The 13,371-nt window shown below is 61.8% G+C and carries 14 protein-coding genes and 1 other RNA gene; 6 read left to right on the forward strand and 9 right to left on the reverse strand.

Annotated features, from left to right (window positions below; translation table 11 throughout):
• Positions 1 to 98: 98 nt before the first annotated feature.
• Positions 99 to 833 carry a fumarate/nitrate reduction transcriptional regulator Fnr gene (fnr, locus tag AC07OP_RS06435; protein ID WP_027603722.1) on the forward strand — a complete coding sequence of 245 codons (735 nt, stop codon included), beginning with the start codon at positions 99 to 101 and terminating at the stop codon, positions 831 to 833.
• A 79-nt stretch (positions 834 to 912) separates the two neighbouring features.
• The gene (locus AC07OP_RS06440; RefSeq protein WP_027603721.1) at positions 913 to 1,461 is read left to right on the forward strand and encodes an adenine phosphoribosyltransferase; all 549 of its coding nucleotides are present in this window, start codon (positions 913 to 915) and stop codon (positions 1,459 to 1,461) included.
• Between the two features lie 78 nt (positions 1,462 to 1,539).
• Here the strand turns inward: AC07OP_RS06440 and recR are convergent, their stop codons facing one another.
• From recR to dnaX, 4 genes are all read right to left on the reverse strand, one after another.
• On the reverse strand, positions 1,540 to 2,142 hold the full coding sequence (gene recR / locus AC07OP_RS06445) for a recombination mediator RecR (RefSeq protein WP_027603720.1): 603 nt from the start codon (positions 2,140 to 2,142) through the stop codon (positions 1,540 to 1,542).
• Between the two features lie 66 nt (positions 2,143 to 2,208).
• A complete protein-coding gene (gene curA, locus AC07OP_RS06450) occupies positions 2,209 to 3,243 on the reverse strand; it encodes an NADPH-dependent curcumin/dihydrocurcumin reductase (RefSeq protein ID WP_495100639.1) in 1,035 nt (344 codons plus the stop codon).
• A gap of 133 nt (positions 3,244 to 3,376) precedes the next feature.
• Complete coding sequence (locus AC07OP_RS06455) at positions 3,377 to 3,715, reverse strand: YbaB/EbfC family nucleoid-associated protein (protein ID WP_003193199.1); 339 nt, start codon at positions 3,713 to 3,715, stop codon at positions 3,377 to 3,379.
• Between the two features lie 43 nt (positions 3,716 to 3,758).
• Positions 3,759 to 5,807, reverse strand: a complete 2,049-nt coding sequence (dnaX, locus tag AC07OP_RS06460) for a DNA polymerase III subunit gamma/tau (protein WP_495100638.1) — start codon at positions 5,805 to 5,807, stop codon at positions 3,759 to 3,761.
• Positions 5,808 to 5,940: 133 nt separating this feature from the next.
• Here dnaX and AC07OP_RS06465 point away from each other — a divergent pair, with 133 nt between their 5' ends.
• Both AC07OP_RS06465 and AC07OP_RS06470 read left to right on the forward strand, forming a co-directional pair.
• Positions 5,941 to 6,702 (forward strand): substrate-binding periplasmic protein, encoded by a 762-nt coding sequence (locus AC07OP_RS06465; protein ID WP_115488447.1) that lies wholly within the window; start codon positions 5,941 to 5,943, stop codon positions 6,700 to 6,702.
• 54 nt (positions 6,703 to 6,756) lie between these two features.
• Positions 6,757 to 7,128 carry a VOC family protein gene (locus AC07OP_RS06470; protein ID WP_495100637.1) on the forward strand — a complete coding sequence of 124 codons (372 nt, stop codon included), beginning with the start codon at positions 6,757 to 6,759 and terminating at the stop codon, positions 7,126 to 7,128.
• On the opposite strand, the gene AC07OP_RS06475 is transcribed toward AC07OP_RS06470, so the two are convergent.
• Positions 7,042 to 8,001, reverse strand: a complete 960-nt coding sequence (locus AC07OP_RS06475; RefSeq protein ID WP_495100636.1) for a DMT family transporter — start codon at positions 7,999 to 8,001, stop codon at positions 7,042 to 7,044. The genes AC07OP_RS06470 and AC07OP_RS06475 overlap by 87 nt on opposite strands.
• A gap of 102 nt (positions 8,002 to 8,103) precedes the next feature.
• On the opposite strand from AC07OP_RS06475, the gene AC07OP_RS06480 reads away from it, so the two are divergent.
• Positions 8,104 to 8,967 carry a LysR family transcriptional regulator gene (locus AC07OP_RS06480; RefSeq protein ID WP_115488449.1) on the forward strand — a complete coding sequence of 288 codons (864 nt, stop codon included), beginning with the start codon at positions 8,104 to 8,106 and terminating at the stop codon, positions 8,965 to 8,967.
• Between the two features lie 61 nt (positions 8,968 to 9,028).
• Positions 9,029 to 9,931: a DUF2167 domain-containing protein gene (locus tag AC07OP_RS06485; protein WP_053132874.1), complete on the forward strand. Its 903-nt coding sequence runs from the start codon at positions 9,029 to 9,031 to the stop codon at positions 9,929 to 9,931.
• A gap of 59 nt (positions 9,932 to 9,990) precedes the next feature.
• Here the strand turns inward: AC07OP_RS06485 and AC07OP_RS06490 are convergent, their stop codons facing one another.
• From AC07OP_RS06490 to AC07OP_RS06505, 4 genes are all read right to left on the reverse strand, one after another.
• Positions 9,991 to 10,578: a hypothetical protein gene (locus tag AC07OP_RS06490; RefSeq protein WP_495100635.1), complete on the reverse strand. Its 588-nt coding sequence runs from the start codon at positions 10,576 to 10,578 to the stop codon at positions 9,991 to 9,993.
• 1 nt (position 10,579) lies between these two features.
• Positions 10,580 to 11,626 (reverse strand): N-acetylmuramidase family protein, encoded by a 1,047-nt coding sequence (locus tag AC07OP_RS06495; RefSeq protein WP_495100634.1) that lies wholly within the window; start codon positions 11,624 to 11,626, stop codon positions 10,580 to 10,582.
• A gap of 243 nt (positions 11,627 to 11,869) precedes the next feature.
• Positions 11,870 to 11,966: signal recognition particle sRNA small type (gene ffs / locus AC07OP_RS06500), an RNA gene on the reverse strand.
• Positions 11,967 to 12,112: 146 nt separating this feature from the next.
• A complete protein-coding gene (locus AC07OP_RS06505; protein WP_495100633.1) occupies positions 12,113 to 13,279 on the reverse strand; it encodes a zinc-binding metallopeptidase family protein in 1,167 nt (388 codons plus the stop codon).
• Between the last annotated feature and the right edge of the window lie 92 nt (positions 13,280 to 13,371).

Below are 13,371 nucleotides of genomic sequence, written 5' to 3' on the forward strand. Positions count from 1 at the left end.
CTTTATACCGTTGCCTGTTTTTTGTACAGGCTGGCTTCACTGCCCACCAGTGCGGTACCCTTACGTCTTATGTGTGTTTTCCCACAAGGATTTAAGAAATGTCCGAGCCAGTCAAACTGCGCGCTCACAGCCAGGCTCACTGCAAGGATTGCAGCCTGGCTCCCCTCTGCTTGCCACTTTCGTTGAATCTGGAAGACATGGATGCGCTGGACGAAATCGTTAAACGCGGTCGCCCGCTCAAGAAAGGCGAGTTTCTGTTTCGCCAGGGCGACAAGTTCGATTCCGTCTATGCAGTACGTTCGGGTGCGCTGAAGACCTTCAGCCTGAGCGACAGCGGCGAAGAGCAGATCACCGGTTTCCACCTGCCCAGCGAGCTGGTCGGGTTGTCGGGAATGGACACCGAGATTCATCCGGTGTCGGCCCAGGCCCTGGAAACCACCTCAGTGTGCGAAATCCCCTTCGAGCGCCTGGACGAACTGGCCCTGCAATTGCCACAACTGCGCCGTCAGTTGATGCGCGTGATGAGCCGCGAGATTCGTGACGACCAGCAGATGATGCTGCTGCTGTCGAAGAAAACCGCCGACGAGCGCATCGCCACCTTCCTGGTCAACCTGTCGGCGCGGTTCCGTGCCCGTGGTTTCTCGGCCAACCAGTTCCGCCTGAGTATGTCGCGCAACGAAATCGGTAATTACCTCGGCCTGGCGGTGGAAACCGTATCCCGTGTGTTTACCCGCTTCCAGCAGAGCGAACTGCTGGCCGCCGAAGGCAAGGAAGTGCACATCCTCGACCCGATCCAGCTGTGCGCACTCGCCGGTGGTTCCTTGGAAGGCTGATGCAGACGCGTGCGGCCGCGCCAATCGGTGAGGCCGCAGGTATACTTCGAGTCCGTTTTCCGCCCAGGACTCTTCGACGATGACTTTCGATTCGTTCGACATCAAATCCCTGATCCGCCCCGTCATCGACTTCCCCAAGCCTGGGGTGATCTTTCGTGACATCACACCGCTGTTCCAATCGCCCAAGGCCCTGCGCCTGGTGGCTGACACCTTTGCCCATCGCTACGTCGAGGCCGATTTCAGCCATATCGGCGCGATGGATGCGCGCGGCTTCCTGATCGGCTCGATCATCGCCTACCAACTGAACAAGCCGCTGATCCTGTTCCGTAAGCAGGGCAAGCTGCCGGCTGACGTGCTGTCCGAGGGCTACCAGACCGAGTACGGCGAGGCCTTCCTCGAAGTGCATGCCGACAGCCTGTGCGAAGGTGATTCGGTGCTGATGTTCGATGACCTCATCGCCACGGGCGGTACCTTGATCGCGGCGGCCAACCTGGTGCGACGCATGGGGGCGAAGATCTTTGAAGCGGCGGCGATCATTGACCTGCCGGAACTGGGCGGCTCGCAACGCCTGGAAGACATGGGCATCCCGACGTTTTGCCTGACCCGCTTTGCCCTGACCGAGCGGTAACGGCTGCGCGAACTGACGCTATCAGGGGCAAGTGGAATCGCCGCACTGCCCCTCCCACATTTGATCCTGCGCTGATCGTCAGAGCGCGATCGGTTTACGACCGGCGAACGAATGCGCCAACGTGCCGCCGTCCACCAACTCCAATTCGCCACCCAGCGGCACGCCATGGGCGATACGCGAAGTGACCAGGCCTTTGTTGCTCAGCAGTTGGGCGATGTAATGCGCGGTGGCTTCACCTTCCACGGTCGGGTTGGTGGCCAGGATCACCTCGGTAAAGGTGCCCTGCTCCTCGATACGCGCCACCAGCTGCGGAATGCCGATGGCCTCCGGCCCCAGGCCATCGAGCGGCGAGAGATGGCCCTTGAGCACGAAGTAGCGCCCGCGATAACCGGTCTGCTCCACCGCATACACATCCATCGGCCCTTCCACCACGCACAGCAGCGTGTCATCGCGGCGCGGGTCGGCGCATTGCGGGCAGAGTTCTTCTTCGGTGAGGGTCCGGCACTGGCGGCAGTGGCCCACCCCGGTCATGGCCTGGCTCAAGGCCTGGGCCAACCGGGTACCGCCGCTGCGATCACGCTCCAGCAGTTGCAGCGCCATGCGTTGGGCGGTTTTCTGGCCGACACCCGGCAACGTGCGCAGGGCGTCGATCAGTTGGCGAATCAGGGGGCTGAAGCTCATGGGCGAGTGGTCCGACAAAACAACGAGACGCGGTTTATACCCGCGCCTCGGATTAGCGTCAAATGCTCAATCCTGCGCGACCCGTACCACCAACTTGCCGAAGTTGCGCCCTTCCAGCAAACCGATAAAGGCTTCGGGCGCCTGCTCCAGGCCCTCGACCACGTCTTCGCGGAACTTGATCTTGCCGTCGCGTACCCACGTCGCCATGGCGCTGAGGAACTCCGGCTGGCGATCACCATAGTCGTCAAACACGATAAAGCCCTGGATCCGTACACGCTTGGTCAACAACGTGCGTTGCAGCGCCGGCAAACGGTCAGGCCCGCTGGGCGCTTCATGGGCGTTATAGCCGGCGATCAGCCCGCACAGGGGGATGCGCGCCTTGGGGTTGAGCAACGGCAGCACGGCGTCGAACACCTTGCCCCCGACGTTTTCGAAGTAAATGTCCACACCCTTGAAGCAGGCCTGGGCCAAGTCGTCGGCAAATGTTGCGCTCTTGTGGTCGACGCAGGCATCAAAACCCAATTCGTCCACCACGTAGCGGCACTTCTCGGCACCGCCCGCAATCCCGACCACACGCAGGCCCTTGAGCTTGGCCACCTGGCCGACCACCGAACCCACCGCGCCGGAGGCAGCCGCCACCACCAGGGTTTCTCCGGCTTTCGGCTGGCCGATGTCCATCAGGCCCATGTAGGCGGTCATGCCCGGCATGCCCAGTACCCCCAGGGCCATGGACGGGCTGGCCAGGCCATTGGGCACCGGGATCAGGTTGCGGCCGTCGGAAATGCTGTGGCTCTGCCAACCGGTGGCGCCGACGACCAGATCACCCACCTCGAATTTCGGATTACGCGATTGCTCGACACGGCTGACAGCCCCACCGGTCATCACCTCGTCGATTTCCACCGGTGCGGCGTAGGACGGAGCGTCGCTCATACGCCCGCGCATATAAGGGTCGAGGGAAAGGTAGAGCGTTTTCAGCAGGACCTGGCCGTCTGCCAACTCCGGCAAGGTCACCCGTTCCAGGCGGAAGTTTTCCGGGGTGGGTGCGCCTTGAGGGCGTGAGACCAGGACAATGCGCTGGTTCAAAGTCGGTTCGTGAGGCATGAAGGGGCTCCTTGATCGAATCTATCGGTATAGGGTGCAGACCATGGGTGCCGCGCCAGGGTTCGATTGGATTGGCACAAACAAAAATGCCAGGCACGAGGCCTGGCATTGGAGTCTAGCTAAAGCCTGGCGATCAGAACGGCAGCTTCATGCCCGGTGGCAGTTGCATGCCGGCGGTCACGCCGGACATTTTGTCCTGGCTGTTGGCTTCGATCTTGCGCACGGCGTCGTTGACGGCCGCGGCGAACAACGCCTCGAGCATTTCCAGGTCATCTTCGCCCACGCCTGGCAATACGCTTGGGTCAATGCTCACGCGCTTGATGTCGTGACGACCGGTCATCACCACACTGACCATATCGCCACCGGCTTTACCGGTGACTTCGGCGTTGGCCAGCTCTTCCTGCATCTTGGCCATCTTTTCCTGCATCTGCTGCGCCTGCTTCATCAGGCCGGCCATGCCACCTTTCATCATGGGAATCACCTCAAAAGTACGTGGATCAATGAATAGCCCGGTGTCAGGACGCCTGGGGCACCGGGGCTTCGACAGGTTCAATTGTATCTTGGCGAACGACCGCACCGAACTGCTGCATCATTTGCTGGATGAGCGGATCGCCGTGGATCGAGTCCTCAGCCTCGCGCTGACGGTTGATACGCCGACGGGTCGCGGCCTGGGCCGGGGTTTCCTGCTCGGGCTTGATCAACTCGATGGCGATGGTCAGCGTGCGCCCATGGTACTGGTTCAGGGCGTCATTGAGGCGCCGCTGCTGGGTCGCGTTGAACAAGGCGCTGTGGGCCGGGTCCAGGTGCAACAGCCAGTGGTCGCCATCGATGGCGATCAGGGTGCAGTTGGCGGCGATGCTGCCGGTCATGCCGGAAATCGGCAGTTTCGGGAACAGCTCCAGCCATTGCAGGGCCAGGCCGGTGGCCGGTGCCGCAGCAGGCTCCGCCTCGGGTTCCGGGGCCGGCTCGGCGGTGTGCTCGCTGGCCAGGTCGTCCAGGTAGCTGTAGGCCGAATCCATGTCCGGCTCGATGTAATCTTCGTCCAGCGGCGGTTCGTCGTCGAGGTCGATGCCCGGGGTTGCGGCTTCGACCTGGGCCACAGTCGGCTCGGGCACCGGGGCCGACACCCACTCGGGGGCGGCCGGTACCACGCTGTCCGGCGTCGGCGCAGGCATCGGCGTCAGCTCAGGCTGCTCACCGACGGTTTCCAGGACAGGCTCGACATAGGGCTGCTGTTCGACCTCGGCCTCAGCGTCTACCGGGTCATTCCAGGGCAGGTCGACCACAGGCTCGGGCTCGATAACCGGTTCCGGCTCAACCACCGCTGCCGCCACCACCGCTGCCGGATCAGGCACCGGTGCGACGGGGGCAGCAACCACTGGCGCGACCACCGCCGCGCCAGCCACTGGTTTGGCGGAATCAACTGTGGCCTGGCTGATCCCCACTGGCTTTAGCGGCTGTCTCGGTGCGTCCGCCGAATCCGCCGGCCGGAAGGCCAGCATCCGCAGCAGGACCATCTCGAAGCCTCCGCGCGGGTCGGGTGCCAAAGGCAAGTCGCGACGACCGATCAGGCCCATCTGGTAGTAGAACTGCACGTCTTCGGCCGGCAACGCCTGGGCCAGGGCCAGCACGCGGTCGCGGTCGCCATGGCCGTTGTCGACACCTTCCGGCAACGCCTGGGCGATGGCGACGCGGTGCAGCACATTGAGGATTTCCGAGAGCACGCCATTCCAGTCCGGGCCTTGCTCCGAGAGGTGGCGCACGGCTTCGAGCAACGCCTTGGCATCGCCCTCGATCAGCGCGTGCAACACGTCGAACACCTGGCCGTGGTCCAGGGTGCCGAGCATGGCGCGCACATCGGCGGCCATGACCTTGCCTTCACCAAAGGCAATGGCCTGGTCGGTGAGGCTCATGGCATCGCGCATCGAGCCATCGGCGGCGCGGCCCAGCAGCCACAGTGCGTCGTCTTCGAACGGTACGTTCTCGACGCCCAGCACGTGGGTCAAATGCTCCACCACGCGCTCGGGGGTCATGTTCTTCAGGGAGAACTGCAGGCACCGCGACAGGATCGTTGCAGGTAGTTTCTGCGGGTCGGTGGTGGCCAGGATGAATTTGACGTAGGGCGGCGGCTCTTCCAGGGTTTTCAACAAGGCGTTGAAGGAATGGCTGGAAAGCATGTGCACTTCGTCGATCAGGTAGACCTTGAAGCGGCCACGGCTGGGCGCGTACTGCACATTGTCGAGCAGCTCGCGGGTGTCTTCGACCTTGGTGCGGCTCGCGGCGTCGATCTCGATCAGGTCGACGAAACGCCCTTCGTCGATCTCACGGCACACCGAGCAGGTGCCGCAGGGCGTCGAGGTGATACCGGTTTCACAGTTCAGGCATTTGGCGATGATGCGCGCAATGGTGGTCTTGCCCACTCCCCGGGTACCGGTGAACAGGTAGGCATGGTGCAGCCGCTGGCTGTCCAAGGCATTGATCAGAGCCTTGAGCACATGGGTCTGGCCGACCATTTCGCGGAACGAGCGCGGACGCCATTTACGTGCAAGAACCTGATAACTCATCGAAAACCGTCGCAACTGGGAAGCGGAAGCGGGTAATGCTAGCGGAGCAAGGGGGAAATTGCATCCGGCACGCTCGCCTAATCTGACTAAGCTCTGCTGACTGGCCCCGAAAAGGCCTGAACCCGGAGAGTGTATGCGCGTAGTCCTGGGCGCTTTATGGATGATGACCACGGCTTGCCTGGCGGCGCCTGCACCGCTGCGTTTCTCGGTTTCCGACAGTTGGGCGATGCCTATGGTGCAGGTGGAGAACGGCCGGCCTACACAGGGGATTTTGTATGATTTGATGTTGAGCCTGGCCACCCAGGTTGGCCAGCCGGCGGAATTCCACGTGCTGGCCCGCGCCCGTATCGCCACAGCCATGGGCCACGGGGATATTGATGTGCGCTGTTATGTCACCCAGGCGTGGGTCGACAACCTGTCCGGCGACTACATCTGGAGCTTGCCTTTAATGGTGCAGCGCAATGTGCTGGTCAGTGTGCGCAACCAGCCGATGCAGGTGCTCAAGCTGACACCCCAGCCGATCGGCACGGTGCTCAACTATCGCTATGGCGCCCTTGATCCACTGTTTGCCAACGGCCAACTCACCCGCGACGATGCACGCAGCGAAGAACAGGTGCTGCACAAGCTGGTGGCGGGGCGATTCAACTACGCAGTGAGCAACGAATGGATCGTCGACCGTTTCAACCAGAAAATGCCAATCAGCCAGCGCTTGCACAAAGTTGCGGTAATTGAGGAGCAAAACCTCGGTTGCATCGTGCGCAACGATCCCGACGTGCCGGCCCAAAAGATCCTGCGCACTTTGCTGCGGATGAAAATGTCCGGCGAAATCGACGACATCATCAAGCTATACACTGGCGAAGACCCGGTGCCCCTGCACGCTCCTGACAAAAACTGACAGGCACTCCTTATAGACTCGGCGCCACACCACGCCCGTTCTCAAGGAGCCCACATGAACACCCTCGCCCATTACTTCCTGCTGTACGTCGACAGCCCGGCCACCAGTGCCAATTTCTATAGCCGCCTGCTGGGCAAGCCGCCGGTCGAATTGAACCCGACCTTTGCCCTGTTCATTCTGGACAACGGGGTAAAGCTCGGGCTGTGGTCGCGTCATACCGTCGAGCCGGCAGCCCGGTTCACAGGCGGTGGCGGTGAAGTGGGCTTCTCGCTGCCCGACATGGCCGCCGTGGACGCGTTGCACGACCAATGGGCAGAACGGGGCGCCATCATTGTCCAGTCACCGACGCCCATGGACTTCGGCTACACCTTCGTCGCCCAGGACCTCGACGGCCACCGCTTGCGCGCGTTTAGCCTGAACGACTGACCACCAGCGCCCCTCCAGGCTGATGGCCGCCACGCTGGCCAGCACGATCACAGTGCCCAGCATCACCTGCACGGCAATGTGCTCGCCCAGCAACGTCGCGGCCATCACCATCGCCACCGGCGGGATCAGGTACATCGCCACCGACGCGCGGCTGACCTCCACATGCTTCAACACATACCCCCAGGCCAGATACGCCAAGGCGCTGGGGAAAATCCCGAGCACCAGCACCGCCACGTTCTCTGCCAACGACGCCTGCACCACTGCAGCCGGCAGGCCCGGCAGGTTCACACACAGCATCAGGGTGCCCGCCCACACCATGTAGCACGCCATGGTCAGCGGACTGTAGCGGTGGGCATAGTGTTTCTGCAGGGCGAAGTACACGCTCCACGACACCGCCGCCAGCAGGATCAACAAGCCACGCGGGTCGATCTCACCCAGCCCCTGATCCCCCCAGATCACCACCAGCACGCCGAGCAGCCCCAGCAAGACGCAGCCCCAGCGCCAGGCACTGACCCGTTCCTTCAGACAGAAAAACGCGACCAGCACACTGAACAACGGCGCCGACTGCGCCAGGACGCTGGACGCCGCCGCCGTTACCCATTGCTGCCCATAGTTGAGGCTGGTGTGATGCAGGAACACGCCGAAGAACCCCAGCACCAGCAACCACGGAACATCCCGCAGGCGCGGCCGGCCGATGCCCATCACCAGTGCCACACCGCCCATGAACAGCGAGGCAATCAAAAACCTTAATAACGCCAATTGGCCCGGACTGTAGCTGTGCAGCCCCATGTGCACGCCAATCGGCGAATAGGCCCAACACAGGATGACGCTGGCGATGACTAGCGTAAGCTTTACAGGTGAAGGGGTATTCATCGATGGCGTCCAGAAACCGGGAAGGAGTGCCGTCAGTCTTGGCCCGGGCAAGGCGCAGGACAATTAACCGTTTCTGACTTCTGCAATCACTGGAACTGAGCAATGGAACTGGCCCAACTGAAAATGGTGCGAGCCGTGGCACAAACCGGCAGCGTGGCCCAGGCGGCCGTGCTGCTGCATTGCGTGCCGTCCAACATCACCACGCGCATCAAGCAGCTGGAAGGCGAGCTGGGCACACCGCTATTCATCCGCGCCGGACGTGGACTGGCCATCAGTGCCGCCGGTGAGATCTTCCTGGATTACTGCGAGCGCATCCTGGCGCTGGTGGAAGAGTCCAAACGCGCCGTGGACGCCAATGCGATTCCCCGTGGCACCTTGCGTATCGGCGCGGTGGAGTCCAGCGCCAGCGGGCGTTTGCCGCCCCTGCTGGCGGAGTATCATCGGCGCTACCCCGATGTCAGCCTGGAACTGGTGACCGGCGCCTGGGGCCCGTTGCTCGACGACCTGCAACACCACCGCCTGGACGTGGCGCTGGTGGCCGCCGGCAACAAACGCACCAAGCTCGAACACAGCGTGGTCTACAGCGAACGCCTGGTGCTGATCGCCAGCGCGTCCAGCGCCCCCATCAGTGGCGCCGAGGACCTCGCCGGCCGCACCCTGCTGGTATGGCCACCCGGCTGCCCGTATCGCGCAGCCCTGGAAAACTGGGTCAAGCCCCATGACTTCAAGCCGACCATCGCCAGTTATGCCAGCTGGGGCACGATTATCGGCTGCGTCAGCGCGGGGATTGGCGTGGCGTTGGCGCCGGAGGGGATCCTGGCCCGCTATGAGCAGGCCAACCAGCTGGCGTCTTATCGATTTGAAGAGCTGGCGGCCGTGGATAACCTGCTGTTCTGGCACAAGGACACCCAGCGGCATCTGGCCAGGGATGCATTCGCCGGGCTGTTGCGGGAGACGTTCGGCTAACTCGCAACATGTTGTTTCGGTTATCCTCTCGCGAAATTAATTCAAAATGTAAGGGACTACCATGAATTACTTCCGCTTGTTGTTAGCGGCAGCCGCCCTGAGTCTGCCTGCTGCACCCGCCGTTGCTGCTGCCGCGCCTGCCCCCGTTGAAGCCAGCGCACCCGCCGAAACGGCGGAACACTTTCTGGCGTCACTCAAGCAAAAGACCGGCACGGTCACCCTGCCCAGCGGCATTGCCACCCTCAAGCTCAACGACGAGTTCTACTACCTCGACCCTGCCGATACCGAGCGTCTGCTGACCGACGGCTGGGGTAACCCGCCGGGCTTCAAGACCCTGGGCATGATCGTGCCCAAAGCCGTCAGCCCGTTGTCGGAACGCGGCTGGGGCGTGATCGTGAGCTACAAGGCTGATGGGCATATTTCCGACGAAGATGCGGCAAAAATCGACTACGCCGACCTGCTCAAGCAGATGCAGGAAGAAGATGAAGCAGAGAACCAGGAGCGCCAGAAACAAGGCTACGCCGGCCTGCACCTGCTGGGCTGGGCCGAGCCGCCACACTACGACGACACCACCCACAAGATGTACTGGGCCCGCGAACTGAAGGCCGACGACGCCGACCAGACCACCCTCAACTACAGCATCCGCGTGTTGGGCCGTGAAGGGGTGCTGGAACTCAATGCCGTCGCCGCCATGGCCGACCTGGCCACCATCAAACAGGAACTGCCCAAGGTCCTGGCTTTTACCAACTTCACCGACGGCAACCTCTATACCGACTTCAACCCGAAAACCGACAAGCTCGCCACTTACGGCCTCGCCGCGTTGGTTGCCGGCGGGATTGCCGCCAAGGCCGGGCTATTTGCCAAGATCGGTATCTTCCTGCTTGCCGCGAAGAAGTTTCTGGTGATCGGTGTGGTGGCGCTGCTCGCCCTGATTCGCAAGCTGTTCAATCGCAACAAGGCCTGAACCCCAGACACCAAAACGCCGCAGCGTGCCCGGCACACTACGGCGTTTTGGCGGATGACTCAGTTAGGCGCGGCCAGGCGACTGTATTGATCCTGGCTGATCCAACCACTGAACGAGCGGTCCTCGGCATTGATGAATTCGACCTGGGCCCAGCCGTCCTTGAAGGCCAGCACACCGACCACATCGCGCTTGACGATATACGGACGTTTGGCGGCCTTGGCGCCTGGGGCCTTGAGCAGGTAAGCCTTGTCGGCAGATACCGTCACCAGGCCGATCCACTGTTTGCTGGCGGTCTGGGTCAGGTCCAGGCCGGTGGCAATCTCCGGCATCAGTACGTTCAGGCAGCCGGGGTGCTGGCGGCCCTCTTCCACCGTCAGGGTCACGCCATCGGTCGAAGGCGCCAGGCTGCCGGGATGAGTCTCGTCAAGCCACGTGGTGAGCGCCTCAGGCTTGCCTTGCAGGTAAAACGCGCAACGGCGGGTGACGCCCTCGCCCATGGCTTCCGAATAGAACCCTTCGACCTGATGCTCCGGCGTCACCGCCAGCATCAGCCCTTCGTACTTGCCCGAATGCAACGCGGCCGAACCGGCCAAGGCAGGACCCACGGCGCACAACGACAACACACCTATCGCTAGAAAACGGATCATCCTATTTTTTCCCTTCAAGTTTTTCGTAGGCTTTTTGCATAAGGACGTCGTAGTTGCCGTAGTCCTCGCCGTTATAGTTACGTGCCATGCCGGTAAAATCCTTGGCTTTCATGGCCTTCATCAATGCCGAGCTCTTGCTGCAAAAACCGAGGAACGCTTTTAGTTGGTTACCGGCATTCACCTTTAGTGCTGCCGAAAACTCAAACACCGTCTTGTAGCCGCACGAGGCAAAGTTGAAGCCCATGATCTGGAACATGCCCCACGACGCCGACATGAGGGCCGCTTCCTGGTCCAGGCCAAAAGCGGTGGCCATGGTTTCCCAAGCCTTGGCCTGGTCCTTGTTATTGGCCTGCCACTGTGGCCCGGCCTTTTTCTTGTAGGGGTAGGACAGCAGCGGGTGCGCCTGGTCGTAGATGTGCTTGGTGTACTTGCGAAACAAGTGCCCTTCAAACGCGATCACCGGCAACTTGGCCGGGCCGAACCCGGAACGCCCACCTGATTCCACAGTGGCGAAGGCCTTGATGATATTCACCGAAATACCGCTGCCCAATTGCGTGGCGGCGTTCTGGAAGTCCGTTTCGCTGAGGGTCATGCCCCCGTCGCACGTGGCCTGGAGCATCAATTGCCGGTTACGCCGCTCGGCCTCGATCATCGCGCGCATGCGGTCCAGGTACACATTGACCGTGGCCTGCACGGCATCGCCCTGGTTGTTGCCGAATGCATTGAGAAAACTCGGGATGCGCATCGTCGGGAAGGCCTTCACCGGTACCTTCACCGCTTCTTCGATCAGGCTGTTGAACGTGCGACCGGTGGGGTCGACCACGCCATCGGGATGGGCATACTTGAGGTGGCGAAACTGGTATTGGCTGATGCACTGCACCAACTGGCCATCGCACTTGCCGTTTTCGGCCAGCGGGAAACCCATCTTGGGAATGATCAGATTGAATAAATACTGGATGCACTGCACATCGGCGGGCAAGTTGCGGGCTTTACCCGGCGCACCTACCGAAGCACTGATAAGACGGGGTAACCCTTGCAGGCTTTTCATCACAGACATCCTTGTTAGTTAAAGAAGTGATGGCACTTCAATATCAATTCGGTGCCCTCGTCATACTCTGTAACAAGTGGCCGGCGGAAACTAACAAGGCAGTTTGGGGTTGTCCAGAGGGGTGTTGGAAAGTTGTGAAACAACCATCATCGACCGCGCAATAAAACATCGGCAGTTGACTGAAAACAGGTCATTTGGATTTGAATCGAAGGGGGACTGCAAGGAAGAGCGTTATGGAGGCAACCCCACCAGCCACACCCCGGCACACAATGTTCCCGCTGTGGCTGCTGCCTTCCGGCTCTGACCAGGTTCACGGGTAATCGTTGCGGGGGGACCGATGGGGTCACCATAACGACGCTGGCCTCTCGGCAAGCGGGGCCATTGTACCGATCTCATCGGAAGTTACAACCGTTGGCGACGGATTAAAAATATGAAGGGGTTCAAGCACTTGCCATGGCCGTCAGCATCCCCTCCCACAGGGGTTCATCATTGTGCCTGCAACACCTCGTCCGCCCGGCCACCCTCTTCCTGGATCACCAGGTGGATGAAGTGCAGCTTGGCAATCACCGCCGGTGGCAGCACGAATGGGTAGAAGTCCGGCTGGCCCATGGCGCGGGACAGTTCATTGAGCATGCCCGCCAGTTCGATCCAGGCGTTGACGAAGGACAGGAATGCCACACCGCCGGGATGTTCGGGGTCGTAGAGGGTGGTGAGGGGGAATGGCTGGTAATCCAGGTCCATCTCACGGGCGCTCATGCCAAAGCCCAGGGCGGTGTCGACGGCATCCATCATGTGCAGGTAGTGGGCCCAGGTTTCGGCCCAGTCTTCCCAGGGGTGCATGGTGGCGTAGGCACTGACGCAGGTTTGCTGCCAGTCGGGGCGCGGGCCGTTCTGGTAGTGCTGCTCGAGGGCGTCGGCGTAACTGGCGCGTTCGTCGCCGAACAGGCAGCGAAAAGGCTCCAGCCAGTGGCTGTTGGCGATCAGACGGTCCCAGTAATAGTGGCCGACCTCATGGCGAAAGTGGCCCAGCAAGGTGCGATAGGGTTCGCGCATCTGCACGCGGATTTTTTCGCGGTGGGCGTCGTCGGCTTCCTTGATGTCGAGGGTGATCAGGCCGTTGGCATGCCCGGTCATGGGCGCGTTGCCTTCCAGGTCGATGCCGACGAAGTCGAACGCCAGGCCGCTGTCCTCGTCGACGCTCTTGGGCACCACTTGCAGGCCCAGGCTGATCAACTGCGCCACCAGCCGACGCTTGGCGGTCTCCACCTTGCGCCAGCGCTCGGGGTTCTCCGGGATCGACAGGTCGGGGATGGTGCGGTTGAGGCTGCACGCCACACACAACGGTGCGGTGCTGTGGGCGGGAATCAGCCAGTTGCAGGCCGCCGCGGTGTCGAGATTGGCACAGCGGCGGAAGGCGCCGGCATCGAGGTTGTCGTCCTGTAGCCAAGTGCCATCCACCGGCCCCGGTTGCAGGGAAGACAAGCGGCTTTGCTGCGGCTGATAACCCAGCAGCGCCTGACAGGCCAGGCATTGGCTGTTGCGAAAGAACAGCGCTTGCCCGCACCGACACTGCCACACCTTGCCGTTGCGCGAGGTTTCGGCCATGAACGGTGCGGCGATGCGCGAACTGAGTTGCTCGAAGTAGCGGAACATGGCGATCTCTCCCTGGGTGACTGAGACTAGATCATCTGGGACTCAGGATCGTTCCACTTTCTTCAAGGGCGGCTTCCCAGCCCGGCGCGGGC

It is taken from the genome of Pseudomonas sp. GW821-FHT09D08 (assembly GCF_059416305.1).